General features: G+C 46.1%; 28 protein-coding genes. 21 read left to right on the forward strand and 7 right to left on the reverse strand.

Translation table 11 applies throughout. From position 1 onward, the window contains the following. The first annotated feature begins 113 nt into the window (after nucleotides 1-113). Nucleotides 114-872, forward strand: a complete 759-nt coding sequence (gene yunB, locus ACWJJ4_RS04405) for a sporulation protein YunB (protein WP_039253993.1) — start codon at nucleotides 114-116, stop codon at nucleotides 870-872. A 37-nt stretch (nucleotides 873-909) separates the two neighbouring features. On the opposite strand, the gene lytH is transcribed toward yunB, so the two are convergent. Next, nucleotides 910-1,887 carry an L-Ala--D-Glu endopeptidase gene (lytH, locus tag ACWJJ4_RS04410; protein ID WP_003151918.1) on the reverse strand — a complete coding sequence of 326 codons (978 nt, stop codon included), beginning with the start codon at nucleotides 1,885-1,887 and terminating at the stop codon, nucleotides 910-912. 201 nt (nucleotides 1,888-2,088) lie between these two features. Here lytH and lipA point away from each other — a divergent pair, with 201 nt between their 5' ends. The 4 genes from lipA to ACWJJ4_RS04430 all read left to right on the forward strand — a co-directional run bounded on the left by lipA (nucleotide 2,089) and on the right by ACWJJ4_RS04430 (nucleotide 4,743). Then, nucleotides 2,089-2,985: a lipoyl synthase gene (lipA, locus tag ACWJJ4_RS04415; protein ID WP_003151923.1), complete on the forward strand. Its 897-nt coding sequence runs from the start codon at nucleotides 2,089-2,091 to the stop codon at nucleotides 2,983-2,985. A 218-nt stretch (nucleotides 2,986-3,203) separates the two neighbouring features. Then, nucleotides 3,204-3,479 carry a YutD family protein gene (locus tag ACWJJ4_RS04420; RefSeq protein ID WP_003151928.1) on the forward strand — a complete coding sequence of 92 codons (276 nt, stop codon included), beginning with the start codon at nucleotides 3,204-3,206 and terminating at the stop codon, nucleotides 3,477-3,479. 25 nt (nucleotides 3,480-3,504) lie between these two features. Beyond that, on the forward strand, nucleotides 3,505-3,939 hold the full coding sequence (locus ACWJJ4_RS04425) for a DUF86 domain-containing protein (RefSeq protein WP_003151930.1): 435 nt from the start codon (nucleotides 3,505-3,507) through the stop codon (nucleotides 3,937-3,939). A 33-nt stretch (nucleotides 3,940-3,972) separates the two neighbouring features. Continuing rightward, entirely contained in the window at nucleotides 3,973-4,743 is a 771-nt protein-coding gene (locus tag ACWJJ4_RS04430) for a TIGR01457 family HAD-type hydrolase (protein ID WP_003151932.1), read from the forward strand. A gap of 26 nt (nucleotides 4,744-4,769) precedes the next feature. On the opposite strand, the gene ACWJJ4_RS04435 is transcribed toward ACWJJ4_RS04430, so the two are convergent. Continuing rightward, nucleotides 4,770-5,270, reverse strand: a complete 501-nt coding sequence (locus tag ACWJJ4_RS04435) for a phosphatidylglycerophosphatase A family protein (protein WP_003151934.1) — start codon at nucleotides 5,268-5,270, stop codon at nucleotides 4,770-4,772. 154 nt (nucleotides 5,271-5,424) lie between these two features. On the opposite strand from ACWJJ4_RS04435, the gene yutH reads away from it, so the two are divergent. From yutH to ACWJJ4_RS04460, 5 genes are all read left to right on the forward strand, one after another. Next, the gene (gene yutH / locus ACWJJ4_RS04440) at nucleotides 5,425-6,441 is read left to right on the forward strand and encodes a spore coat putative kinase YutH (RefSeq protein ID WP_156735736.1); all 1,017 of its coding nucleotides are present in this window, start codon (nucleotides 5,425-5,427) and stop codon (nucleotides 6,439-6,441) included. A 201-nt stretch (nucleotides 6,442-6,642) separates the two neighbouring features. Further along, nucleotides 6,643-7,944, forward strand: coding sequence for a homoserine dehydrogenase (locus ACWJJ4_RS04445; protein ID WP_326375015.1), 1,302 nt, complete (start codon nucleotides 6,643-6,645; stop codon nucleotides 7,942-7,944). After that, nucleotides 7,944-9,002, forward strand: a complete 1,059-nt coding sequence (gene thrC, locus ACWJJ4_RS04450) for a threonine synthase (RefSeq protein ID WP_015387765.1) — start codon at nucleotides 7,944-7,946, stop codon at nucleotides 9,000-9,002. The genes ACWJJ4_RS04445 and thrC overlap by 1 nt, the downstream gene beginning before the upstream one ends. Continuing rightward, on the forward strand, nucleotides 8,999-9,928 hold the full coding sequence (gene thrB, locus ACWJJ4_RS04455; protein ID WP_003151940.1) for a homoserine kinase: 930 nt from the start codon (nucleotides 8,999-9,001) through the stop codon (nucleotides 9,926-9,928). Before thrC ends, thrB begins: the two co-directional genes overlap by 4 nt. Nucleotides 9,929-10,031: 103 nt before the next feature. Further along, on the forward strand, nucleotides 10,032-12,008 hold the full coding sequence (locus ACWJJ4_RS04460) for a S9 family peptidase (RefSeq protein WP_454021466.1): 1,977 nt from the start codon (nucleotides 10,032-10,034) through the stop codon (nucleotides 12,006-12,008). 40 nt (nucleotides 12,009-12,048) lie between these two features. On the opposite strand, the gene ACWJJ4_RS04465 is transcribed toward ACWJJ4_RS04460, so the two are convergent. Beyond that, the gene (locus tag ACWJJ4_RS04465) at nucleotides 12,049-12,384 is read right to left on the reverse strand and encodes a NifU family protein (protein WP_169510385.1); all 336 of its coding nucleotides are present in this window, start codon (nucleotides 12,382-12,384) and stop codon (nucleotides 12,049-12,051) included. A 79-nt stretch (nucleotides 12,385-12,463) separates the two neighbouring features. On the opposite strand from ACWJJ4_RS04465, the gene ACWJJ4_RS04470 reads away from it, so the two are divergent. Next, a complete protein-coding gene (locus ACWJJ4_RS04470) occupies nucleotides 12,464-12,790 on the forward strand; it encodes a YuzD family protein (protein WP_173612837.1) in 327 nt (108 codons plus the stop codon). A gap of 37 nt (nucleotides 12,791-12,827) precedes the next feature. Here ACWJJ4_RS04470 and ACWJJ4_RS04475 read toward each other — a convergent pair whose 3' ends face one another. Next, entirely contained in the window at nucleotides 12,828-13,895 is a 1,068-nt protein-coding gene (locus ACWJJ4_RS04475) for an NAD(P)/FAD-dependent oxidoreductase (protein ID WP_454021467.1), read from the reverse strand. Between the two features lie 266 nt (nucleotides 13,896-14,161). Here ACWJJ4_RS04475 and ACWJJ4_RS04480 point away from each other — a divergent pair, with 266 nt between their 5' ends. The 4 genes from ACWJJ4_RS04480 to ACWJJ4_RS04495 all read left to right on the forward strand — a co-directional run bounded on the left by ACWJJ4_RS04480 (nucleotide 14,162) and on the right by ACWJJ4_RS04495 (nucleotide 17,168). Next, nucleotides 14,162-14,398: a YuzB family protein gene (locus tag ACWJJ4_RS04480; RefSeq protein WP_007408721.1), complete on the forward strand. Its 237-nt coding sequence runs from the start codon at nucleotides 14,162-14,164 to the stop codon at nucleotides 14,396-14,398. 134 nt (nucleotides 14,399-14,532) lie between these two features. Beyond that, entirely contained in the window at nucleotides 14,533-15,750 is a 1,218-nt protein-coding gene (locus ACWJJ4_RS04485) for a NupC/NupG family nucleoside CNT transporter (RefSeq protein WP_024085753.1), read from the forward strand. 123 nt (nucleotides 15,751-15,873) lie between these two features. Continuing rightward, nucleotides 15,874-16,728 (forward strand): diaminopimelate epimerase, encoded by an 855-nt coding sequence (gene dapF / locus ACWJJ4_RS04490; protein WP_012118345.1) that lies wholly within the window; start codon nucleotides 15,874-15,876, stop codon nucleotides 16,726-16,728. A gap of 77 nt (nucleotides 16,729-16,805) precedes the next feature. Next, entirely contained in the window at nucleotides 16,806-17,168 is a 363-nt protein-coding gene (locus ACWJJ4_RS04495; RefSeq protein WP_454021468.1) for a HesB/IscA family protein, read from the forward strand. A gap of 143 nt (nucleotides 17,169-17,311) precedes the next feature. On the opposite strand, the gene ACWJJ4_RS04500 is transcribed toward ACWJJ4_RS04495, so the two are convergent. Together ACWJJ4_RS04500 and ACWJJ4_RS04505 are read right to left on the reverse strand one after the other, a co-directional pair. Continuing rightward, nucleotides 17,312-18,073 (reverse strand): SDR family oxidoreductase, encoded by a 762-nt coding sequence (locus tag ACWJJ4_RS04500; RefSeq protein WP_454021469.1) that lies wholly within the window; start codon nucleotides 18,071-18,073, stop codon nucleotides 17,312-17,314. A gap of 38 nt (nucleotides 18,074-18,111) precedes the next feature. Further along, nucleotides 18,112-18,468, reverse strand: a complete 357-nt coding sequence (locus ACWJJ4_RS04505) for a MerR family transcriptional regulator (protein ID WP_274596864.1) — start codon at nucleotides 18,466-18,468, stop codon at nucleotides 18,112-18,114. Nucleotides 18,469-18,847: 379 nt separating this feature from the next. Here ACWJJ4_RS04505 and ACWJJ4_RS04510 point away from each other — a divergent pair, with 379 nt between their 5' ends. From ACWJJ4_RS04510 to ACWJJ4_RS04535, 6 genes are all read left to right on the forward strand, one after another. Then, on the forward strand, nucleotides 18,848-19,420 hold the full coding sequence (locus ACWJJ4_RS04510; RefSeq protein WP_014305740.1) for a hypothetical protein: 573 nt from the start codon (nucleotides 18,848-18,850) through the stop codon (nucleotides 19,418-19,420). Between the two features lie 67 nt (nucleotides 19,421-19,487). Continuing rightward, nucleotides 19,488-19,823, forward strand: coding sequence for an uberolysin/carnocyclin family circular bacteriocin (locus ACWJJ4_RS04515; RefSeq protein ID WP_003151973.1), 336 nt, complete (start codon nucleotides 19,488-19,490; stop codon nucleotides 19,821-19,823). A gap of 82 nt (nucleotides 19,824-19,905) precedes the next feature. Then, complete coding sequence (locus ACWJJ4_RS04520; RefSeq protein WP_003151974.1) at nucleotides 19,906-21,561, forward strand: hypothetical protein; 1,656 nt, start codon at nucleotides 19,906-19,908, stop codon at nucleotides 21,559-21,561. Continuing rightward, nucleotides 21,554-22,258 carry an ABC transporter ATP-binding protein gene (locus ACWJJ4_RS04525; RefSeq protein WP_003151975.1) on the forward strand — a complete coding sequence of 235 codons (705 nt, stop codon included), beginning with the start codon at nucleotides 21,554-21,556 and terminating at the stop codon, nucleotides 22,256-22,258. Before ACWJJ4_RS04520 ends, ACWJJ4_RS04525 begins: the two co-directional genes overlap by 8 nt. After that, on the forward strand, nucleotides 22,255-22,782 hold the full coding sequence (locus ACWJJ4_RS04530; RefSeq protein WP_070082304.1) for a stage II sporulation protein M: 528 nt from the start codon (nucleotides 22,255-22,257) through the stop codon (nucleotides 22,780-22,782). The genes ACWJJ4_RS04525 and ACWJJ4_RS04530 overlap by 4 nt, the downstream gene beginning before the upstream one ends. Nucleotides 22,783-22,798: 16 nt before the next feature. Continuing rightward, nucleotides 22,799-23,020, forward strand: a complete 222-nt coding sequence (locus ACWJJ4_RS04535; RefSeq protein WP_003151978.1) for a DUF5970 family protein — start codon at nucleotides 22,799-22,801, stop codon at nucleotides 23,018-23,020. A gap of 62 nt (nucleotides 23,021-23,082) precedes the next feature. On the opposite strand, the gene guaC is transcribed toward ACWJJ4_RS04535, so the two are convergent. Next, a complete protein-coding gene (guaC, locus tag ACWJJ4_RS04540) occupies nucleotides 23,083-24,063 on the reverse strand; it encodes a GMP reductase (RefSeq protein ID WP_102422009.1) in 981 nt (326 codons plus the stop codon). Between the last annotated feature and the right edge of the window lie 65 nt (nucleotides 24,064-24,128).

A 24,128-nucleotide genomic window follows, 5' to 3' on the forward strand; every position in this document is an offset into this window, starting at 1 on the left:
CCCGCCGTTCCATCTCATTTGAGTGAAGGTAAGCTTGACTTTTTAAGAGTAAAAATAAAATACTATGTCCCCCCTTACAAGCATACATTGTGATATGTAAGGGGGGATTTTTCTTGCCTAGATACCGGAGCGCTCTTCGCAAGAGAGGGCCTTTGCCTTTTCGATATGTGCTTCTTCTGTCGTTTGCTTTTTTTATCATATCGACGGTCATCAGCCTCTGGATGATCAACTCCTCAATCAAACCGGTGCTGATGAACATAGGAGAAATGGAAACCAAACGGGTGGCGACAGAGGTCATTACGGAATCCATTGAAGAATACATGTCTCACAGCGACAATGTGAAAGATATGGTCGATATGAAAACGGATGAAAACGGAAAAGTCACAACGATGGATTTTAATACACAAATGGTCAACAGTATGAAGGCGAAAGTGACAAAGCAGCTTCAGGCTCATTTGAAGGAAGCGGAGTCGAACAATAAGCAGCATGAAACGGAAAAAGGCGCCAAAACGGCCGATGAAATTATGATTAACATCCCTTTAGGGCAGGTCACGGGAAACAGCATTCTCGGAAATCTGGGGCCGAAAATCCCCGTGCGCTTTAACCTGATCGGTGATGCGTTAACTGATGTGAAAACAAAAATAAAGCCGTACGGCATTAACAATGCCCTGATCGATATCAGTATTTTTGTGGAAATTAAGGTAAAGGTTATTATCCCGTTTGCCAGTAAAACATCAGTCGTGACAAATAATATTCCGGTCTCCATTAAAGCGATTCAAGGAGAGGTGCCGCAGTTTTATAACGGAAGCGGCGGATCAGGTGTGACGCCTTCCATTCAGCTGCCGAATGAAAAACAGAAGAAAGATAAATAAAAACACACAGCCGCAATCTTTCCTGGCGGCTGTGTGTTTACTTTTTCCTGCGGATTTCTTTTCGCTCCCATGCCCTTAAATGGGGATACGGGTCAAAAGACCATTCCGATCTGCCGTTATCTTTATACATCCCGTAGTGAAGATGCGGCGGAAATTTTCCCGCGGTGCCCGGCGGTCCGTATCCGGAACTGCCGACAGAGCCGATCACCTCTCCGGGTTTGACGATCTGGCCTTTATGCACACCTTTTGCAAAGCCGTTCAGGTGAGCGAAGTAGTGATACGTGTTATTGATATCCCTGATGCCGATTCTCCAGCCGCCGAAACGGTTCCAGCCCTTCATTTCAACAATACCGTAGCAGGTCGATCTGACGGGGAGCCCGTAATGGGCGAACAGATCCGTTCCTTCGTGAATCCGGCGCCCGCCGAAACCCCGTGCGGCGCCCCATGTGCTGCGGTAGCTGTAATCCGTCTTCACGGGAAGCGGAAAAGCGTGCTCTCCGAGATCAAGGCGGCCGAACGTTTTAAACAGTGTCATGAATTCGGTGATAATGCCGACCGTCTGATCACGGCGGTAATAATTCCAGAGGCCGATGCGGATATGGTCAAGATCCGTTCCGAATCCCGCTAAATACTGTGCAAATGTATAAAGGATATCCTCATCATTGCTGACCTCGGCTTTTCCGTCGCCGTCGCCGTCCAGGCCGATCCCGTCAAATACTTTAATGCTGAGGGGCGCCTCGTCCTTAGGATTTGGATTTTCAGGCCCGCTCCACAAATGATCCGGAATATAAATGCTGATGATTCCCGCTTTTTCCGGCAGATCCTTTCGGTTCGAGCGGACATTTTCTTCATATTGATCAACCGCCGCAAGTACATACCAAGGAATCTGCGTGACTGCTTCGGCTTTGCGGTACAACTGCATCCGTTCGCCGTAAACAGGAGCCGATTGTTCTTTCCCGCTTGCAGCCGGACAGAAAAATGATAAAAGGAGAAGAGCAGATAACAGAACTTTCACAACATGATCTCCTTTCAGGATTAATACAAATAGTTTGCGGCAACAATCCGAGAAAATGTAAGTAATTCTCTTCCCTTGTCGAGAAATTTTTCCTATGTTAAAGTGACTATTGAATAGAAATCTGCAAGTTTTATATCCATCGTGAAATAGAAATTTTTCGCACACGAACATGAATAAAGGGATAATGGAGATGATGGGGAAATGGCAAAGAAAGACGAGCATCTGAGAAAGCCGGAATGGCTCAAAATAAAGCTGAACACGAATGAAAACTATACGGGTCTGAAAAAATTAATGCGTGAAAATAATCTGCATACCGTATGTGAAGAAGCAAAATGCCCGAACATCCATGAATGCTGGGCTGTCAGACGTACGGCGACGTTCATGATTCTCGGTTCCGTCTGTACGAGAGCATGCCGCTTCTGCGCTGTCAAAACGGGTCTGCCGACTGAGCTGGATCTGCAGGAACCGGAACGCGTAGCTGATTCGGTTGCACTGATGAACTTAAAACACGCCGTCATCACGGCCGTGGCGCGTGATGATCAGAAAGACGGCGGAGCAGGCGTCTTTGCGGAAACTGTCCGGGCGATCCGCAGAAAAAGCCCGTTCACGACAATTGAAGTGCTGCCATCCGATATGGGCGGAAATTACGACAACCTGAAAACATTAATGGATACCCGTCCTGATATTCTGAACCACAACATTGAAACCGTGCGCCGCCTGACACCGAGAGTCCGCGCCCGTGCAACATATGACCGTTCTTTGGAATTCTTGCGCCGTGCGAAAGAAATGCAGCCTGACATCCCGACGAAATCAAGCATTATGATCGGTCTCGGCGAAACGAAGGAAGAAATTATTGAAGTGATGGACGACCTGCTTGCGAACAATGTCGACATCATGGCGATCGGCCAATACCTGCAGCCGTCGAAAAAACATTTAAAAGTCCAAAAATATTATCATCCGGACGAATTTGCCGAACTGAAAGAAATCGCGATGCAAAAAGGCTTCAGCCACTGTGAAGCAGGCCCGCTTGTCCGTTCTTCCTACCATGCGGATGAACAAGTGAACGAAGCGTCTAAAAAACGCCAGGCCCAAGCATAAGATAAGCCGAAAAAACCCAAAACGCCGCAGGTTTTGGGTTTTTTGTGATGGAGCCGTCTGTGCAGGGAAAAAGTCATTCTTGAATAAGGATCGTCAGAACCGCTACACTGGATATAAAAGGGGAAAATTTTTCCGTCCGTCAGAACCGTCTCATTTTGCAATTGATGGACAGAAGTCAATGAATTATGATAGTAAAGAGTGATAAAAGAGGTGAAGACATGATTCTTATTCAAAATGCCGAGTTTGAACTCGTACACGATTTTAAAAACGGCTTTAATGAAGAAGCGTTCAAAGCCCGCTATTCGGACATATTAAATAAATATGATTACATTGTGGGAGACTGGGGATACAGTCAGCTGCGGCTCAAAGGCTTCTTTGATGACCAGAATCAAAAAGCAACCTTTGAAACGAAAATCAGCACATTGGACGAATACATTTATGAATACTGCAATTTCGGCTGCGCGTATTTTGTTTTAAAACGAATCAGAAAATAATTGATGCAGAAGGGGATGCTGTCACGTGTATTTTGTTGACAGAAATAATATCGAACAAACACTCCGTTTTTTTGAGACCCAGCTGGCGCTGTTTGACAGCACGCCTGCATGGCAGAGCGAAATCGAAAAAAGGGCGCTTGAGCGGATCAGCCATCTTATGATCGAATGCATTCTCGATGTCGGAAATGATATGATTGACGGCTTTATCATGCGCGATCCGGGGAGTTATGACGACATCATGGATATTCTGACGGATGAAAAGGTGGTAGCTGAGGATGAAGCGAATAAGCTCAAGCAGCTGATCTCTTCCAGAAAGCGGCTTGTTCAGGAATATCAGCAAGCCGATCATCAGGAACTGTTTACGCTGATCACGTCAAACAGGGATGTGCTGAAAGCCTTTCCGGCCCGTGTAAGAACCTACCTGGAAACAGAATTAGGGCCTGTTTCCGCATTTAAATAACAACGAGTGAGAAAATCCACAGGAGTGTTGAGTATGAAGGATTATAAAGGATATTTGATAGATTTGGACGGCACAATGTACAACGGGACGGAAAAAATCGAAGAAGCGTGTGAATTCGTGAGAACGCTTAAAGCGCGCGGCATTCCGTATTTATTCGTGACGAACAATTCTTCCCGGACGCCGAAGCAGGTGGCGGACAAGCTGATGAGCTTTGACATTCCGGCAACTGAAGAGCAGGTCTTCACGACGAGCATGGCGACTGCGCAGCATATCGCCCAGCAGAAAAAAGACGCGTCGGTGTATGTGATCGGCGAAGAAGGCATCCGTCAGGCTATTGAAGAAAATGGGCTGAGCTTCGGAGAAGAAAACGCGGACTTTGTCGTTGTGGGAATCGACCGCGGCATTACATATGAAAAGTTGGCAACGGGATGCCTTGCGATCAGAAACGGCGCCCGGTTCATTTCAACAAACGGCGACGTCGCCATTCCGACTGAAAGAGGGCTTTTACCAGGGAACGGTTCGCTCACATCCGTTTTGACGGTGTCAACGGGCGTTGAGCCTGTCTTTATCGGCAAGCCTGAATCGATTATTATGGAACAGGCGATGCGTGTGCTCGGAACGGATATTTCCGAAACACTCATGGTCGGCGATAACTATGCAACGGATATTATGGCCGGCATCAATGCGGGCATGGATACGCTGCTGGTTCATACCGGAGTGACAAAGCGTGAGCATATGGCAGATTACGACCGGAAACCGACATATGCGATTGACTCTTTAACCGAATGGATTGAACATCTATAAAAAAGGGACGGCCATGACGGCCGTCCTTATTCTGTATTTCTGGCGCTGTGGGCAAGCCGGCTTGAAGCCGCTGCTGCGATTGCGCCGACGATATCATCAAGAAACGTATGGCATTCGCCCGTAGATTTATCATTTAAACGCCCGAGAATGCCGGGTTTTTCTTTGTCAATGTAGCCGTAATTCGTAAAGCCGATTGAGCCGTATATATTCACGATAGAGAAGGCGAGCACCTCGTCAACCCCATACAGGCTTTCATCAATCGCCAGAATGGTCTGAAGCGGTTCAGACAGCTTTTTTTGTTCGGCGAGCACATCTAATTCTATTCCCGTTAAAATGGCGTTTTGCACCTCGCGTTTTGCGATGACACGGTCCACATTGAGCCTGCATACTTCCATCGTCAAATCAGGATGATATTTTTTCTGAAGGAAATATACCAGCTCGGCAATATCGTCCGTCTCAACCCCCCGTTCTTTTAAACGCGCTCTGGCGACAGCTTCCACCTGATTCAGTTGTTCCTTTTCTGACATTTGCTTCACCCAATCTTTTTTTACTAGTTTATACAACACCCTTCCGATGTGTACGATGTTTCTCCACTTGATTCAAAGGATTACAATATGTATTCATAATTCCGCCGGCGTATGACTACGATGTGAATAGCTCTAATTTTTCAGGCAGGTGATTATGATGAAAAGCATCATTAAAGAAAAGTACGGCATCCACGTCAGACAGCTTTCCGTTTATCAGAAATACCAATGCTTCCAGACGCCTAATTCCTTCTTTCTTATTATTCCCGTTTCCGGATTTTCGCAATCAGAGCTGACGGAGCTTTACTACATGAGTCAGTATTTACAAGAACAAAGTGACCCATACGTTTCAGTGTTTATCTTTACGAAGGAAGGAGAACTGACCTTTGAGGACGAAGGCAAAACGTATGCGCTCTTAAAAGCGCCGATCCCCGTCGCAAACCGGTCGTTTTCTGTCGGAGGGGAGCTTGCCGAATTTCACAGAAAAGGGCGGGGTTTTCCGTACGAAGTGAAAGAAGCGGGCAGGATCGGCCAATGGAAGGACTTATGGGGAAAACGGGTGGATCAGCTGGAATCATTCTGGATGCAGAAAATTCATATGTCTCCGCTCGAACCGTTCGAAAAGAAAATGATCGAAGCATTTCCTTATTATTCAGGCTTAGCGGAAAATGCGATTCAATATTTAGTGGATACGGAGCTGGATGACAATCCCGGCGCAGAAGACTCGGGGACAATCTGCCATCAGCGGATGGAACGGGATACCTGGTCGGAGGAATCATTGATCCGCATCCCGGGCGATTGGGTATTCGACCATGCCGCCCGTGATATTGCGGAATATATGCGCAGCACATATTTGTATCATCGTGACGACTTGCTTAACGAAGGGTTTTTGTTTTTGCAGGAATATGAGCAAGTTACGCCGTTATCCTCCTTTTCCAAGCGCCTGTTTTACAGCCGCCTGCTGTTTCCGCTTCATTTCTTTGAGACGGTGGAGAGCTATTACATTTCTCATGATTCTGAAAAACAGTTTTACGAAGAGCAGCTTGACTACATTCTTGCCGACTGCACCCGCTATGAACAGTTTTTGCAGACATGTCACGACATGCTGAATGTCAGAGCGGCGCAGGTTTTTGTCCCGCCTGTGGCGTGGCTCGGAAAAGGAATCAGTTCGTAAGAAAATATGACGTAAAAATATTTAGAAAATAAGGAATCTTGTCATATCAGTGTGTTAAGCGTTTTCATAGCCGCAGAAACAATATTCAGCCGCTTGTCAAAACAAATGCGGGCTTATATAATATTTGTAACTTAAATGTCTGTGAAGGGTTAACAATTGTCCTTTTCTAGTGGACAAAAGGAAGAAAGGTGGAGTTTCTCTTTGGAAGCGATTCGTATTGGACTGTTAGGACTGGGAACCGTGGGAAGCGGAGTCGTCAAAATTATACAAGATCATCAGGATAAGCTTATGCACCAGGTCGGCTGTCCGGTGACGATCAAAAAAGTGCTGGTTAAAGATATTGATAAAAAACGAGACGCAGACCTGCCGAAAGAAGTGCTGACGACAGAAGTCTATGATGTGATCGATGACCCTGAGGTCGACGTGATTATTGAAGTCATCGGCGGTGTCGAACAGACGAAGCAATATCTTCTTGATGCCTTGAAAGCGAAAAAACATGTTGTGACCGCAAATAAAGATCTGATCGCCGTATACGGGTCAGAGCTTTTAGCCGCCGCAAAGGAAAATGGCTGTGACTTGTATTATGAAGCGAGTGTCGCCGGCGGAATCCCGATTTTACGCACGCTCGAAGAAGGCCTTTCCTCTGACCGGATCACAAAAATGATGGGAATCGTCAACGGAACGACGAACTTCATCTTAACGAAAATGATTAAAGAAAAAAGCCCGTATGAAGAAGTGCTGAAGGAAGCGCAGGATCTCGGATTCGCGGAAGCGGACCCGACCGCCGATGTAGAAGGACTCGATGCCGCACGCAAGATGGCGATTTTAGCCCGTCTCGGCTTCTCTATGAACGTCGATCTGGACGATGTCAAAGTAAAAGGAATTTCCCGGATTACGGATGAAGACATCAGCTTCAGCAAACGGCTCGGCTATACGATGAAGCTGATCGGCATCGCCCAGCGTGATGACAATAAAATCGAAGTCAGCGTTCAGCCGACACTGCTCCCGGATCATCATCCGCTCTCTGCGGTGCATAACGAGTTTAATGCCGTTTACGTGTACGGAGAAGCGGTAGGCGAAACGATGTTTTACGGCCCCGGAGCCGGAAGCATGCCGACTGCGACATCAGTCGTTTCCGATCTGGTCGCGGTCATGAAAAACATGCGTCTCGGCGTAAACGGAAACAGCTTTGTCGCCCCGCAGTTTGAAAGAAATCTGAAGCAGCCGTCTGATATCTACGCCCAGCAGTTTTTAAGAATTCATGTCAAAGACCAGGTCGGCTCTTTTTCAAAAATCACATCAGCCTTCTCAGAGCGCGGCGTCAGCTTTGAAAAAATTCTGCAGCTGCCGATCAAAGGCCATGAGGATCTCGCGGAAATCGTTATCGTCACGCATCATACATCGGAAGAAGATTTCAGTGACATTCTGCAAAACTTAAATGATCTCGAAGTTGTACAAGAAGTAAAAAGCACATATCGTGTAGAAGGGAACGGTTGGAGCTAATGTGGAAAGGACTCATCCATCAATATAAAGAATTTCTGCCGGTGACGGATCGGACGCCGGCCCTGACATTGCATGAAGGCAACACGCCGCTGATTCACCTCCCGAAGCTTTCTGAAAAGCTCGGAATTGAACTGCATGTGAAAACAGAGGGCGTTAATCCGACGGGATCTTTTAAAGACCGCGGCATGGTCATGGCGGTCGCCAAAGCGAAAGAAGAAGGCAATGATACCATCATGTGCGCCTCAACAGGCAACACATCCGCTGCGGCTGCGGCATACGCGGCGAGAGCAGGCATGAAATGCATCGTCATCATCCCGGACGGGAAAATCGCCTTCGGAAAGCTTGCGCAAGCCGTCATGTACGGTGCGGAAATCATCGCGATTGACGGAAACTTTGACGACGCGCTGGCCATCGTCCGGTCGATTTGTGAAAAATCACCGATTGCATTAGTGAATTCAGTAAACCCTTACCGGATTGAAGGGCAAAAAACAGCGGCCTTTGAAGTATGCGAACAGCTCGGCGAAGCGCCGGACATTCTGGCGATCCCGGTAGGAAACGCCGGGAATATCACGGCCTACTGGAAAGGATTCAAAGAATATCATGAGAAAAACGGCACCGGACTTCCGAAGATGCGCGGTTTTGAGGCGGAAGGTTCTGCGGCCATCGTCCGCGGCGAGGTCATTAAAAATCCAGAAACCGTTGCGACGGCAATCCGGATCGGGAACCCTGCCAGCTGGGACAAAGCTGTGCTTGCAGCGGAAGAGTCAGCCGGAAAAATTGATGAAGTCACAGATGGAGAAATCCTTCACGCTTATCAGCTGATTGCCCGTGAAGAAGGCGTATTTGCCGAGCCGGGCTCCTGTGCATCCATCGCCGGTGTTTTAAAACAGGTGAAATCCGGTGAAATTCCAAAAGGAAGCAAGGTTGTCGCAGTCTTGACCGGAAACGGCCTGAAAGATCCGAACACGGCTGTGGACGTATCTGACATAAAACCGATCACGCTGCCGACAGATGAGGACAGTATTCTGGAATACTTAAATGGAGCGGCGCGTGTATGAATGAGGCGGAGATGCTGTTTTCCATTACGGTTCCGGGAAGCACTGCCAACTTAGGGCCTGGGTTTGATTCCATCGGGATGGCGCTCAGCAGATATTTGAAGCTTTCCGTTTTCCGAAACGATGAATGGCAGTTCTCGGCGGAAACCGAAACTGTCGCGGGCATCCCTCAAGGAACGGACAACCTCATCTACCAAGTCGCCAAACGGACGGCTGACCGCTATCAGAAAGAGCTGCCGCCCGCCCATGTCAAAGTATGGAGTGACATCCCCCTTGCGCGGGGTCTCGGAAGCAGCGCGGCCGCTATCGTCGCCGCCATTGAGCTTGCGGATGAGTTATGCGGCCTGCAGCTGTCGGAAAGCGACAAGCTGCACTTAGCCAGTCTTGAAGAGGGACACCCTGATAATGCCGCTGCTTCCCTTGCAGGAGGGCTTGTAATCGGCCTTCACGAAGAAGATGAAACACATATCGTGCGTGTTGCCGAAGCGGATATCGACGTTGTGGCAGTGATTCCGTTTTACGAAGTTCTGACCAGGGACGCAAGAGATGTGCTCCCGAAAGAGCTGCCGTACCGACGCGCCGTTAAAGCAAGCGCCGTCAGCAACCTTCTCGTTGCTGCGATCATGTCAAATGACTGGGCGCTCGCCGGGAAAATGATGAGAAAAGACATCCTCCATCAGCCGTACCGTGCCATGCTTGTTCCTGAGCTTTCAAAGGTGGAACATGCGGCCGAAATGAAAGGCGCTTACGGAACGGCGCTGAGCGGAGCGGGACCGACGATTCTTGTCCTGATTGAAAAAGGAAAGGGAGAAGAGCTGAGAAAGCAGCTTTCTGAGCATTTCCCTCACTGTGAGATTGCGGCGCTTACTGTCCCGTCAGAAGGAAGCGTAATTGAACGGAATCCTTTAGAACAGGTGAAAAGTGTATAATGATAAAAAAGCGTTCTTCCCATCAGAGAAGGACGCTTTCTTTTTCTGGAGAAGGATTTTTATTTAGGGAAGCGAAATAAAAAAGAAAAGGAGGAGAAACGATTTGAAAAAACTCATAACCGAGGAGGACATTGCGTCTCTCGTATCCGTGACAGACCCGCAATATGCCCCTGACGGCAGAAGAGCCGCTTACGTCCGGACAACAGTCAATCATAAGCGGGATTCCTATTCCTCAGCCATTATGGTATATGACACAGAATCCGGCATCTCAAACCCGTGGACTTTCGGGGACGATAAAAATACAAGTCCGCGGTGGTCGCCTGACGGACGGCGCCTCGCCTTTGTTTCTGACAGGGAGGACGGCATCCCTCAGCTGTACATCATCGACGCTGCCGGCGGAGAGGCGGAACAGGCGGCCGATATTCCTTGGGGCGTATCAGATCCGATATGGGCGCCCGACGGCAGATCCGTGCTTGTGTCCGTCAGTCTGACATCAGCGGAGCGCGCCGAGGAGAAAGAAAAAAAGAAGCATGACGAGTATGAGCCGGTTGAGATTCAGTCATTAACATATAAACGTGACGGGAAAGGCCTGCTGAACGGAAGCTGGGCCCAGCTTGTGCTGATTCATCTTGAAACGGGTGAGATTCAGCAGCTGACGGATCATGAAGCGGATCATTATGGCGCGGCCTTTTCACCGGATGGCAGGCAGCTTGCGTTTACCGCCAATTTATGCGAGCCGGGTGACGCCGGAAAGCCGAGCGATGTCTATCTGATGAATCTGGCGGACGGAAGCCTGAAGCAGATTACGCCGCACCGCGGTTCTTTCGGTTCCTGCGTGTTTTCACCGGACGGTTCTTATATCGCGATGCTGGGCCATGAGAATGAATTTCGCAATGCGACTTTAGAGAAAGCGTGGCTGTACGACGTGAAAACTGAGCGGCTGTCCTGCCTGACCGACATGCTGGATGTTCATTTGAGCGATGCGCTGATTGCGGATTCAATCATAGGAGGAGTGACGCCCCGGCCGGTATGGACAAACGACGGGCAGGGTTTTTACGTTCTCGGGAGCGAGCAGGGAAGCACCGGTATTTATTATATCTCGATTGACGGCCTCGTATATCCGATCCGATTAGAAGAAGAATACGTGAACGGTTTTGCTTTTCATCCCCATCAGAAAAGCTGTATCGCTGTCATTGCCAAACCCGCACAGCCTTCCGAGCTTTACAGCATTTCACTTGAAAATGGGGAAGAAAAGCAATTGACATTTGACAATGATCGATTTATAGAGGAGCGTATCATATCCGTGCCGGAAAAGCTGCAATATGAAACAAAGGACGGGCTGACGGTAAACGGCTGGTTTTTAAAGCCCACCGTTTTTGAAGAGGGTCAAACATATCCCCTCATTCTATACATACACGGCGGGCCTCACATGATGTACGGCCATACGTATTTTCACGAATTCCAAGTGCTGGCCGCACAAGGATATGCTGTCGTGTATGTCAACCCGAGAGGAAGCCACGGCTACGGGCAGGATTTTGTCAATCGTGTCAGGGGTGATTACGGAGGCGGAGATTACCGTGATGTCATGCAGGCGGTGGATGAAGCCGTTCAGGCGTATCCGTTTATTGACAGCGGCCGTCTCGGTGTTACGGGCGGAAGCTACGGGGGGTTTATGACGAATTGGGTTGTCGGACAGACAGGCCGTTTTAAAGCAGCCGTCACGCAGCGCTCCATTTCAAATTGGTACAGCTTCCACGGTGTCAGCGATATCGGCTTCTTTTTTACCGACTGGCAGCTCGAACATAATTTGTTTGAGGAAGCGGATAAGCTGTGGGATCGTTCTCCTGTAAAATATGTATCCCGCGTTTCGACGCCGCTTTTGATCCTGCACGGTGAGCGCGATGACCGCTGTCCGATAGAGCAGGCGGAGCAGCTCTTTACCGCGTTGAAGAAACTGAACAAAACGACGTCGTTCATCCGATTTCCGAAAGCTACGCATGAGCTGTCGAGAAGCGGCCATCCCGAACAGCGGATGAAACGCATCCGTTATATTTGTTCATGGTTTGATGACTATTTGTAAAAATAAAAAAACCAGGCTGTCATGCAGCCTGGTTTTATGATTAAAATACTTGTTCTACTTCAACGACACCCGGTACTTCTTCAAGAAGGGCGCGTTCAATTCCGGCTTTCAGCGTAATCGTTGAACTTGGGCAGCTGCCGCATGCGCCAAGGAGGCGAAGCTTTACAATGCCTTCGTCTACATCAACAAGCTCACAGTCACCGCCGTCACGAAGCAGAAACGGACGTAATTTATCCAATACTTCCTGTACTTGCTCTTTCATTTCAACCTCAGTCATGAGATTCGCTCCTTTCATATACATAAAACCATTATATTCACAGTAACGGTAAAAATCTAATGTTTGGTTTGCAAAGCTGCTTTCTCCATTATAGCATATTTAAACTTGAACATAAAAACCGTTTTTTATACAAAAGCTGCCCCGTCCTTTGTATACTGGTGTAAAGGGGATGATATACATGACAAAGCCGGTTACGCTCAGTGTTTACGGCGCTGAAACGCTTTGCGCAAGCTGCGTGAATATGCCGAGCGCCAAAGATACGTTTGAATGGCTGGAGGCGGCGCTGAAACGGAAATACCCGGAGCAGCCTTTTAACATGCAGTATATTGATATTGACGCACCGCCTCAGCAAAAGGAGACAGAAGAGCTTGCGGAGCGCATCAGAAACGATGAATTTTTCTATCCGCTCGTGCTGGTGGAGGATGTCATTGTGGGGGAAGGGAATCCGCATTTAAAAGATATATATGAAGAAATGGAAAAGCGCGGCTATGTTGCGGGCTCTTAAAAATGGCCGCTGATCGCAATCAGCGGCTTTTTTCTTATCAGCCGTTATGATGCTTGTACATCCATAAAAGGCCTGATTTTAATAAACGGGGCACACGCCCGATGAGCGGACGGTCGTTGACAAGACCGAAGCCCGCTTTTTTTCCGAGTGAACCGAGAACGCCTTTCAGCTTAAATTGCGGCATTGTTTCCGGCAGCTCTTCGTTGTTCCAGCGTTTCAGGAGGATCTGCACAATTTGTTCCGCCTGCGCTTCGGCCAGCTGGGCGCTCGGCGCATGCGGCAGGCTCGCGCAATCACCGACGACGTAAACATGCTCATCGCCCGGAAGGTTGTGATGCGGTGTTAAAACGATGCGGCCTTGCGGGTCTTTTTCAGCATCCAGTTCTCTGACGGCTTTATTCGGCTGAATTCCCGCCGTCCACACGATGGCATCGGCCGGTATTCCTTCATCATGATTATAAACGATGCCGTCTTCCACTTTTGTAATATTCGCATTATTGATAATGGTGACGCCGTGTTCTTCAAACCATTTCTGAACGTACTTGCTGAGTCTTTTCGGAAAGCTTGATAAAATCAGGTCGCCCCGGTCAAATAACATAATCTTCAGGTCGTCACGGCTCTCTCTTAATTCACTGGCAAGCTCCACGCCGCTTAATCCCGCTCCGACGATAGCGACAGATGCATTGGCGCCGAGGTTGTTCAGCTTTTGATAGGCTTCGCGTGACTGATCAATGGTCTGAATGCTGTAAGTATGTTCCAGCGCGCCGGGCACGTTATGATACTTATCCTCGCAGCCCAGTCCGATCACCGCGTCATCGTAAGAAATCGGTTCGCGGTCATGAAACAGAACCTGTTTGTTTTTCGTGTCGACGGAAGCCACCTCACCGTATTGAACATCCAGATTCGGATGCTCAGGAAAAGACACCCTGATATGATGATCAGAAATCGTGCCGGCTGCGAGCGCATAATATTCTGTTTTTAAGCAGTGATACGGGTTTCTGTCAATCAGCGTGATGGATATATCTGACGGAAGCTGGTTCGGCAGTAAGCGGTGCAGCACCCTCATGTTTCCGTAACCCCCGCCGATCAAGACCAATTTTTTCATAATGATTCCCCTTTTGCCCGAAAAATATGGTAGTCAATGTTGTTACAAAATAACGAACTATGTAAAATAACATCTAGAATTATATCGAATTTGATCTAAAACCACAATAATAGTTTTAAAATAACCTACAAATTGACCAGAAAACACGTAATAGTAAAACCTTTAACCTGAATTAATATGTTACGATAACATTGAGCGTGAAACCGGATCTTTGACGAATAGAGGAAATTCCGTTAGGATAAGGTACATATGTGAGGTGAAACCGCATGAATCCGATGATTGAATTCTGTGTCAGCAATTTAGCGCGCGGTTCCCAGGAAGCACTTGAGATCTTAGAGAAGGATCCGAACTTGGACGTGCTTGAGTACGGCTGTTTAAGCTACTGCGGAAAATGCATGGAGTCCCTGTTCGCCTTGGTTAACGGCGAAGTGGTCACAGGGGGCACGCCTGCTGAATTGGTTGACAACATATATACATTCATAGAAGAAAATCCGATGTTTTAATCAGAGGCTCCGAACGGGGTCTCTTTTTTATTGCGCCCCGGGTTTTGGCAAAATAAAAAATTTGTAGACAGCAAAAATAAATATTGTTATCTTAATAAAGACTTTTTTTAAATAAAATTTTAGAGGTGGATTCATTGAATATCGTTTGGGGGCTGCTCGGGGCAGTTGCTATATTAGCCATTGCTTTTTTGTTATCAGAGAAGAAAAGCAAAATTAACCTGCGAACCGTCATTGTCGGTTTATGTTTACAAATGGCCTTCGGATTCATCGTATTAAAGTGGGACGCCGGCCGGGCCGTATTTTTATGGTTCTCAAGCCGTGTGCAGCTTCTCATTGATTATGCGAACGAAGGCATCAGCTTTATTTTTGGCCCGCTGTTAAAAGTGGGCAGCAGCCCGGCTTTCGCGCTGAGCGTTCTGCCGGTCATTATCTTTTTCTCAGCGCTGATTGCCGTTTTGTATCACTTGAAAATCATGCAGCTCATCTTTCGCGTTATCGGAGGCGGACTGTCAAAACTTCTTGGGACAAGCAGAACGGAATCGCTTGCGGCGGCTGCGAATATTTTTGTCGGACAGTCTGAATCACCGCTTGCCATTAAACCGCTGATTGCGGGATTGACCCGTTCCGAGCTGTTTACGATTATGACGAGCGGCCTTTCGGCTGTAGCGGGTTCGACGCTTTTCGGTTACGCCCTGTTAGGCATTCCGATCGAATACTTGCTGGCGGCCAGCTTTATGGCGGCTCCCGCCGGTCTCGTGTTCGGAAAAATGTTAATACCTGAAACGGAAAAAACGCAGACGATAAAAGGCGATTTTAATATGGACGAAGAAGGCGAAGGCGCCGCTAACGTGATTGACGCAGCGGCAAAAGGCGCGTCCACGGGCCTTCAGATTGCTCTAAATGTCGGCGCCATGCTGCTTGCGTTTGTCGCGCTCATCGCCGTAGTGAACGGAATTCTCGGCGGAATCGGCGGCTGGTTCGGTTTCAAACATATTACATTAGAATCCATTCTCGGTTACGTGTTTTCACCGATCGCATTTGTAATCGGCGTTCCTTGGCATGAAGCGCTCGGAGCGGGAAGCTATATCGGACAGAAACTTGTGCTGAATGAGTTTGTCGCTTATTCAAACTTCGGTCCGCATATTGCGGACTTTTCTAAAAAAACGTCTACGATTATCAGCTTTGCGCTGTGCGGATTTGCCAACTTCTCTTCGATTGCGATTATGCTCGGCACACTGGGCGGTTTGGCCCCAAGCCGCCGTTCGGACATTGCGCGCCTCGGATTAAGAGCGGTTATTGCGGGAACACTCGCAAACCTTCTCAGCGCGGCGATTGCCGGCATGTTTATTTAGTAAACGATAAAAGCTCCCTGCATATGCAGGGAGCTTTTATGTATGAAAAACGGGGGATATTTGTATTGTGTCCGAGGGGAAGAGCTTTTATACTAAGTAAAAGAAAAAAAGTTGGAGGCCGATATGAATTCATTCCGTTTTACCAAGATGCACGGTCTTGGAAACAGTTATATATATGTAAATCAATTTGAAGAACAGCTGCCGGAAGAACGGCTGGCTGAGATTGCCGTTAAAGTGTCCAGCATTCACACGGGCATCGGCTCTGACGGAATGATCCTCATCTGTCCGTCTGAAAAAGCGCCGGTCAAAATGCGGATTTTTAATAATGACGGCTCAGAAGGGAAAAATTGCGGCAACGGCCTTCGCTGTGTGGCAAAGTACGCATACGAACATAAGCTGACAGAAGAAACGTCCTTTTTCATTGAGACGCTTTCAGGCCTTGTGAAAGCAGATATTACGGAAGACAACGGGATTGTGCGTGAAGTCGCCGTCGATATGGGCGAACCGCGCCTCACCAAAAAAGAGCTGCCGATGCTCGGCAATGAAGATGAACGGACGATCGATGAAACCTTTGTTTTTGGAGAAACGGAGCTTTCCGGAACAGCCGTATCAATGGGAAACCCCCATATTGTTTTTCCGGTTGCGGATATCAATCAAGCGCCTCTTACAACGCTCGGTCCCGTCATTGAAAAAGACCCGAGATTTCCGGAAGGCGTCAATGTCGAATTTGTGGAAACCGTCAGCGCCGATGAACTTCATTTCCGCGTATGGGAACGCGGCTCCGGCATTACACAGGCTTGCGGAACGGGCGCCTGTGCGGCGGCTGTCGCATCCGTATTGAACGGTGTTTCCGAACGAAACCGGGATATCACCGTTCATTTAGCGGGGGGCGATCTTGTGATTAATTGGCAGGACAACGGGCACGTGCTGATGACGGGACCCGCCGAAACCGTATGCAGCGGCGTCTATTATTTGTAAACAGCTCGTTTGAGAAATACGCTCCTCAAGGTTTATAATAGATATCAGCATCCGTTTTTAAAAAAGGAGGTCTACCTATGAGTGTTCCAGTAACCATCACTGAAGCAGCGGCTTTGCATATAAAAGATATGATGAAAGAGCATGAAGAAGAAAACGCGTTTCTCCGTGTGGGCGTAAAAGGCGGCGGCTGCAGCGGCCTGTCTTACGGAATGGGATTTGAGCATGAAAAAGGCGAAAAAGACAGCATGTTTGAACAGCACGGAATCACCGTTTTGATCGACAGCGAAAGCCTTGATATTATGACCGGCACGATCATTGACTTCAAACAGTCCATGATGGGCGGCGGTTTCACCATTGACAACCCGAATGCCATCGCTTCCTGCGGCTGCGGATCTTCTTTCCGCACGGCCAAAAACGCCGGTACGCCGGAAGAGTGCTAAGGGTCAGCCCGCCATTCTCAGGATGAAAAAATAGGACGTCTTTCTTTTCGATGGCGCTTGCACCATTGTTAAGAAAGGCGTTTATCTGTTTAATAAAAGCCAAAACCCGCTCAATAGAAGCGGGTTTTGCTTTTTCAAAGATGTTATTCAATTGTATGTTTCATCGCATTGTACATATTAGCGGTATGTTCATCGGCTTTATCCCGTGACATGCGCAGCCGTTCCGCTGAAGAACCGTATCCGATTTCTAGTTTGCCCTCTTTCAGTCCTTTAAAAATCCCATCAGCGAATTCATCCAGCGGTTCTCCTTGAGTATGCAGCCCTGCTCCGCCTAAATCTGTATTCACCGCCGGAGGCGCAACTTCAATCACTTCTACAGATGAATCAGAAAGCTGATGTCTCAGACTCATTGTAAATGAATGAAGCGCCGCTTTCGTTGCTGAATAGATCGGTGCAATGGCAAGCGGTGTAAAAGCCAATCCCGAAGAGACGTTAATGACAGCCGCATCTTCTTTTCCCACAAAAAACGGAGCGAACAGCATAGACAGGTGGAAGGGAGCTTCAATGTTCGTTGTGATTTCTTTATTAAAATAGTCCCAATTGTCCTTCGCATCCGCTTTCAGCACATGAAAACGTTGTTGAATCCCCGCGTTGTTTACTATCACATTCACTTCCGGATAATTTTCTTTCACCCAATCAAACAGTGATATACGTTCAGATGGAATGCTCAAATCACTGACATAGGTAATAAGATCCGGGAATGTTTCCTTTGCTTTTTGAAGAGCGTGCTCACGCCGTCCGGTCACGATGACTTTATTTCCCGCTTTTAAAAACCGTTCTGCGAAAGCCAATCCTATTCCGGAATTTCCGCCCGTAATCAGTATTGTATTTCCCGTCAGTTTCATATTACTCCTCTTTTCCGATTGTTTTTACTTCAACAAACTTACGTCTCTTGAACAGAGCTTTTGATATAACGTGCAATTTTCATTTCAATCCCTTTTAAAGCCTTTGTCATTGACGACATTTCATCCAGTACTGACCGCTTGTGTCTCCTCATCATGTCAAGCCGGAGTTTAATAGGACTCTCTCCTTCAATTACCCAATCAATATATTGCTTAAAGCCTTTGATGGTCATGTGGGTATTTTTTAAACAAATCACGATTTCAAGGAGCGGCATTTGATCTTCTGAAAATAACCGCCGGCTGGCTTCATCACGTTCAATCAGCGGCAGCAGTCCCTTGTTTTCATAATAACGTAACGTTGATTCTGTCATATTACACTTTGCTGCTGCTTCACGAATTGAACAACATGTCTTCGAAAGACCTCCAACAGTATTCTTTCCTTGTCACTGGGTGATGATACGACTTAAACCATGTTTTAAGTCAATAAAAAAATGTGATGAATTCAGACATATGTCACAAAAGGAAATGGGCAGATTTTCAATAGGTTTAGGAGTGACGGCCTTCACAAAAATCCTCAAATCAACGGTTCAAATCATACTATTTGCAAATTCGGAAAAAAATAAAGGGGATATAGAACTAAAAACTCTGAAAGATGTGCTCTTAGTCAACACGTTCTAAAGTCATATTTTTCGAAAGGATATTGATTTTTTGATAGGAATAAACTAAATTGTAAAAGTATAGAATAGTTAATTTATTTTGTAAGAAAAGGATGATAATATGATAGGTCAATTGAGCAATAAAAAAATATTTTTAAGTTCTTTTTTCATCATTTTGATCTGTTCATTACTCTTCCAATTCAGTATTTCAGATAAAGTTCTGCAGTCATATTATTCTTCCGTCGGAGAAAGTACCTACGATATCGGGGAGAAAAGTGTTCGTACGATTGTCATGTTTCTGCAAGGGTTTATGATCTTCACAACTTTTGTGGAAATTCTGATAGGCGGATTTCTATTATTCGTTGCCGCTTTTATTCTCGGTACAAAAAAACCGAAAAAAATATATTTGCTTCTATATACGCTGACTTCTTTAATCTCGGCATTTAAAATGTTGATTCTTTCAGTTGTTAACTACTTAACGGCTGATTCCTCGCTTATATATTCTGCCGGCGGCACCAGCTTGAGTCTGCAGCTGCTGGATCCATTTCTGCTCATATCAATTGCGGCTCTTTATGCTGCCGCAGGAAAACTTACCGATCTCAGTAAAGGCAAGAGAATCATTTTGACTGGATGTTTTGTTTTATTAAAACTCTTTACTATTTTCTTTAATTATTTTATGGCGGATAAAATTTAGCTCGGGAGAGAGTCAATTAAGCTGAATTTTATTATAAATTAAAAAAACAGAGTAGGGAGATGTTATGATGAACTTAGTAAAATCTAATAAAAAGTCTTTCATTTTGTTTGGCGCGGCTCTTGCTGCAGCAACATTGGTTTATGCACTATTATTAACGGGAACTGAATTAAACGTGGCGGCGGCTCATGCATTCTCAGCCAATGCTGAATTAGCTTCGACTTTGGGTATCTCTACAGCAGCAGCTAAAAAAGCAATTGATATTATTGATGCGGCATCAACAATTGCTTCTATCATTTCTCTCATCGGTATCGTTACAGGCGCAGGCGCGATTTCTTATGCAATCGTTGCAACAGCAAAAACAATGATTAAGAAATACGGCAAAAAATACGCAGCTGCTTGGTAAAATCGACCAATAAATAATTGCTCTTTTTGTACAAGCTGCAAAAAGAGCCTCTCTCCCAAATACATATGTAAGGATTGAAAGTATGATAGTCAAACAAATTGCGGCTCTTATCAAATATAATACCCTGTCATCGTTTCGAAAAAGAAAGGAAGATTGGGGCATTCCTCAACTCAACAGCAAACTGCTGTCTGCCATTATTATTTCTCTGTTATGTTTATATCTCGTTTTCCTGGGATGCGGTGTTGTATTCGGGACAAAACTGATTCAGCTGCCCCTCAGCGCATGGGGGCAATTTGTTTTAATCGCCGTTTCACTTGAGCAGCTTTTTTGGGCTGCCGGCTTCTTTAAAGAACATCACAATGCCTTTCTGCTGGATACGCGCAAGGTCATTCATCAATTAAAAAAGGTGCGTTTTTTACAGCTGTTTTCTGTTTTTGCCGGCCAGGCGATCAAAAAAACCATTTTCGTATGGTATCTTTTTGTTTTTCCGGTCTTTTTGTTTTTATCAAGCGCAGGCATGACCGGGTCTGCGGCGATCATCGTATTTTTCTTGGGCTTCGTTTATTTTCTTCTCAATTTATTTTTATCTATGCTGTTTTCTTATGTTGTTTATCTTCTTACAAATATATGGAGCAAATTGTTTTACTTGAAAATCCTGAAAGGCATTTTATTCAGCGTCAGCCTGCTGGTTCCGCTTGCAGTCGGGTATGCCGTTTATCTTCTCGTGTTTGGGGAGTATACCGCAAAGGATATTTCAAGCTTTACGGAGTCACCGGCTTTCCGGAACATCCTCATGAATACGCCGTATGTATGGTTAGCATTCCGCTCACATTCCGTGCTCGTTTTCGCTGCGGTGTTTGCGGCCGCCGTCCTTTTAACGGCGGGGATGTTTAAACTGTGGTCGGCCACGCTGAAGAAAATGGACCTTATTCCTTATATGTTTTTGACAAACGCAGATTTTGCGCCAAAGCTGAAATTATATAGAAATAACAAAATATTTCATGCCGTTTTTCAAAAGGATCTGCTGTTTTTATCGAGAATTGACGGGTTTTTTATCAGGAACTTCGGCAGTATGCTGTATTTGTTCATGCTGTTTTTAGGTTTTTGTATTCCGCTTCTATCGCATCACTTTATCGGGTATTCGGCAGCCGCCATCGTGTCTGCGGCGGTTATCATTGCGAACTTTTCGTATCAGCTCGTCGGAGATGCGCTCAAAACAGTATTATCAGTTGACGGGGAAATAAAAAATCAGCATCTGTTTCACCGGAATATCAAACATGCGTGGCAGCTGGTGTTTCCGAAAGTATGTATTTATAATCTCGCCGCTCTTATCTATTCGTTCATCATCACCATTTTGATTACGGTGTTTTTTCCGTCTTCCGCGGCGCTGACGATTTACTTGTTTATTGTGTTTTTATGTTCGGGTTTTTTATACAGTCTTGTCCAGATTTCAAGCACCGCCCTGTATCCTAAGAAAAACTGGGAGCATCTGTACGAAATTGGAGAAGCGGGGAAAGCAAAGACGTATAACAACTTATACAGTTCTTTCATTTTCATTGTGTCGCTTCAAATCGCTGCGATCACGTCCTATTTTATCTATAAAAAGCCGGAACTTGAAACGATGCTTATTCATTCTGCATCAGGTATTTTTGTCCTGTTCACACTATTAAACTATGGAGTCATGTTTCTGTTTCTTCGCAGAATCAATATGGCGGAAAGGTTTGCAAACAATGATTAAATTAGTGAATATACAAAAAAACTATAGTGAAAAACAGGTATTGAAAGATATTTCGTTTGAGGTGAAAAAAGGCTCAATCTATGCTTTGCTGGGGACTAATGGAGTCGGGAAAACAACGACTTTGAAAATCATTTCGGGCCTGCTTAAACCGACTTCAGGCCGCGTCATGATTGACGGCAAGGAACTGGATTCAGAAGAGGGGGGGCAAATATCGGCTGATATCGGTTTTGTGCCCGACCATGCTTTTTTATATGATTACTTAACGGGAGTCGAATACTTGCGTTTTACAGCGGAGATGTTTCAAGTGCCGTCTCAGCGGACAAATGATTATATAAAGAATATGTTGGAGACGCTGAAGCTTTCTCAAGACGGAAATCAGCTGATTAAAACATATTCACATGGAATGAAACAAAAATTATCAATTGCGGCAGCGCTCATTCATCAGCCAAAGATATTAATTCTTGACGAGCCGCTGACGGGCATTGATTTAATCAGCGGTAAAACGATACGGACGTTATTAAAGGAGTACGTCAAGCAGGGAAATACGGTCCTGTTATCGACTCACCTGCTGGAGCTGGCGCATTCGCTGTGCGATACGATCGGTATTATACATGAAGGCGTTTTTGCGGCGGAGTATCAGTCATCCGAGCATTCATTAGAAGAGATTGAAGAATTGGCTGAGCGTATCTATACATGATGAACCGCATGTTGCCGGCAATCAGAACGTCCGCCATTCCGTTAATCGCGTCAGTGCTGTTTTTTTCAGGCGGTGTGGTCGCTGCGTTTTTTTCCGATCACTTTGTTTCATCAGCGGCTTACAACGGCTCGTCAGGCGCGGTTGAACTGCTGAAAAATAATGCAATCGCTTGTCTGTTTTTAGCCGCGGGTTTTTTTACCTTTGGGTTGACCTCAATCTTTTATTTATTCACCAACGGGTTTATTTTAAGCGGCTCTATTATAGAAAATCTGCATAGCGGGGTTCCTTTTTATCAGATTTTTTTACTGCTAATTCCTCATGGTATATTTGAAGTTCCCGCGTTATTATTAAGTGGCGCCATTGGTTTTAAGGGCGTTGAATTGGTCATCAGGCTGTGTTTTTCTAAGGAAAAAAAGATAATGGCTTCAATGTTCAGGCATATTGGAATATTGGTGCTGCTTATTATTTGTCTGCTGATCGCCGCTGCCATTATTGAAGCTTACATCACACCAATTTTTAAGTAAAAGGGGCAGAAATCATATGAGAAGTAAATTATCATTAATCGGTGTGCCGATTGTTATGATTATCGGTTATATCATTTCTTTATCCTTTGAGTGGCTGTTTCCTGTTCTTACTTTTGGGGTGGCAGGACTATATCTCTTTATATTTGCTCCGGTGCAAAATAAATTCATTCGTTACATCTTTTTGTTTATTTTTGTGATTAATCTGTTAGCCAGTGCGGCTCTTTATTTCGGTATTTAATAAAAAAAATGACATTCATATTGAATGTCATTTTTTTTATCTTCGAGCGGCTCTGCTGCGTGTTAAAATCTGTCGCCGTTGAAAATAGAGTTTTTTACGATTACATAGTCGACATTACGGATGGCTTCGAGTGTATTGCCGCCGGCGTAAGAGATGGAAGATTGCAGATCCTGCTCCATTTCAACCAGCGTGTCCTGCAAAGACCCTTTATGTTCGACATGCATTTTTTTGCCCTCGACGTTTTTCTTTTCGCCTTTTTGAAATTCAGAAGCGGAGCCGAAATATTCTTTGTACAGCTTTCCGTCGATTTCAATTGTTTGTCCCGGTGATTCTTCGTGGCCGGCGAATAATGATCCGATCATGACCATAGACGCGCCGAATCGGATGGATTTCGCGATATCGCCGTGCGTGCGGATGCCGCCGTCAGCAATGATCGGTTTGCTCGCAGCTTTTGCGCACCAGCGAAGCGCGGCTAATTGCCACCCGCCGGTTCCGAAGCCGGTTTTAATTTTTGTGATGCAGACTTTCCCGGGGCCGATTCCCACTTTTGTCGCGTCAGCGCCCGCGCGTTCCAGCTCCCTTACGGCTTCAGGCGTCCCGACATTCCCTGCGATGACAAAGCTTTCCGGGACATGTTCTTTAATAAATTGAATCATGCTGATCACGGCATTGGAATGGCCGTGCGCGATATCAATGGTAATATAATCCGGCACCAGCTCCTGTTCTTTCAGCTCCTGGATGAATTCATAGTCATTTTCCTTCACGCCGACACTGATGGAAGAAATCAGTCCGCGCGCTTTCATATCCCGGACAAAAGCCAGGCGTTTTTCCGGCTCGAAGCGGTGCATGATATAAAAATACCCGTTTTCCGCGAGCCAGGCCGCGATGTTTTCATCTATAATCGTCTGCATGTTGGCCGGTACGACCGGAAGTTTAAACGTGTGTCCGCCCAACGTAACTGATGTATCACATTCAGATCGGCTTTCAACAATGCATTTTGCAGGAATCAGCTGAATATCTTCGTAATCAAATACATTTTCCATATATAACACCCCTAAAAGCGAATAATATAATTAAATAAAATTAAAATGTTCGTCTTTTTATAATG

Source organism: Bacillus sp. JK62 (assembly GCF_053663455.1).

Excerpts from the sequence above, each read along its gene's own strand:
- thrC (WP_015387765.1), top strand. The coding sequence starts at position 7,944 with ATGTGGAAAGGACTCATCCATCAATATAAAGAATTTCTGCCGGTGACG.
- guaC (WP_102422009.1), bottom strand. The coding sequence starts at position 24,063 with ATGGAAAATGTATTTGATTACGAAGATATTCAGCTGATTCCTGCAAAA.
- ACWJJ4_RS04430 (WP_003151932.1), top strand. The coding sequence starts at position 3,973 with ATGAAGGATTATAAAGGATATTTGATAGATTTGGACGGCACAATGTAC.
- ACWJJ4_RS04420 (WP_003151928.1), top strand. The coding sequence starts at position 3,204 with ATGATTCTTATTCAAAATGCCGAGTTTGAACTCGTACACGATTTTAAA.
- ACWJJ4_RS04435 (WP_003151934.1), bottom strand. The coding sequence starts at position 5,270 with ATGTCAGAAAAGGAACAACTGAATCAGGTGGAAGCTGTCGCCAGAGCG.
- lipA (WP_003151923.1), top strand. The coding sequence starts at position 2,089 with ATGGCAAAGAAAGACGAGCATCTGAGAAAGCCGGAATGGCTCAAAATA.
- ACWJJ4_RS04525 (WP_003151975.1), top strand. The coding sequence starts at position 21,554 with ATGATTAAATTAGTGAATATACAAAAAAACTATAGTGAAAAACAGGTA.
- yutH (WP_156735736.1), top strand. The coding sequence starts at position 5,425 with ATGATGAAAAGCATCATTAAAGAAAAGTACGGCATCCACGTCAGACAG.
- ACWJJ4_RS04510 (WP_014305740.1), top strand. The coding sequence starts at position 18,848 with ATGATAGGTCAATTGAGCAATAAAAAAATATTTTTAAGTTCTTTTTTC.
- dapF (WP_012118345.1), top strand. The coding sequence starts at position 15,874 with ATGAATTCATTCCGTTTTACCAAGATGCACGGTCTTGGAAACAGTTAT.
- thrB (WP_003151940.1), top strand. The coding sequence starts at position 8,999 with ATGAATGAGGCGGAGATGCTGTTTTCCATTACGGTTCCGGGAAGCACT.
- ACWJJ4_RS04530 (WP_070082304.1), top strand. The coding sequence starts at position 22,255 with ATGATGAACCGCATGTTGCCGGCAATCAGAACGTCCGCCATTCCGTTA.
- ACWJJ4_RS04520 (WP_003151974.1), top strand. The coding sequence starts at position 19,906 with ATGATAGTCAAACAAATTGCGGCTCTTATCAAATATAATACCCTGTCA.
- ACWJJ4_RS04470 (WP_173612837.1), top strand. The coding sequence starts at position 12,464 with ATGACAAAGCCGGTTACGCTCAGTGTTTACGGCGCTGAAACGCTTTGC.
- ACWJJ4_RS04495 (WP_454021468.1), top strand. The coding sequence starts at position 16,806 with ATGAGTGTTCCAGTAACCATCACTGAAGCAGCGGCTTTGCATATAAAA.
- ACWJJ4_RS04515 (WP_003151973.1), top strand. The coding sequence starts at position 19,488 with ATGAACTTAGTAAAATCTAATAAAAAGTCTTTCATTTTGTTTGGCGCG.
- ACWJJ4_RS04480 (WP_007408721.1), top strand. The coding sequence starts at position 14,162 with ATGAATCCGATGATTGAATTCTGTGTCAGCAATTTAGCGCGCGGTTCC.
- ACWJJ4_RS04535 (WP_003151978.1), top strand. The coding sequence starts at position 22,799 with ATGAGAAGTAAATTATCATTAATCGGTGTGCCGATTGTTATGATTATC.
- ACWJJ4_RS04500 (WP_454021469.1), bottom strand. The coding sequence starts at position 18,073 with ATGAAACTGACGGGAAATACAATACTGATTACGGGCGGAAATTCCGGA.
- ACWJJ4_RS04475 (WP_454021467.1), bottom strand. The coding sequence starts at position 13,895 with ATGAAAAAATTGGTCTTGATCGGCGGGGGTTACGGAAACATGAGGGTG.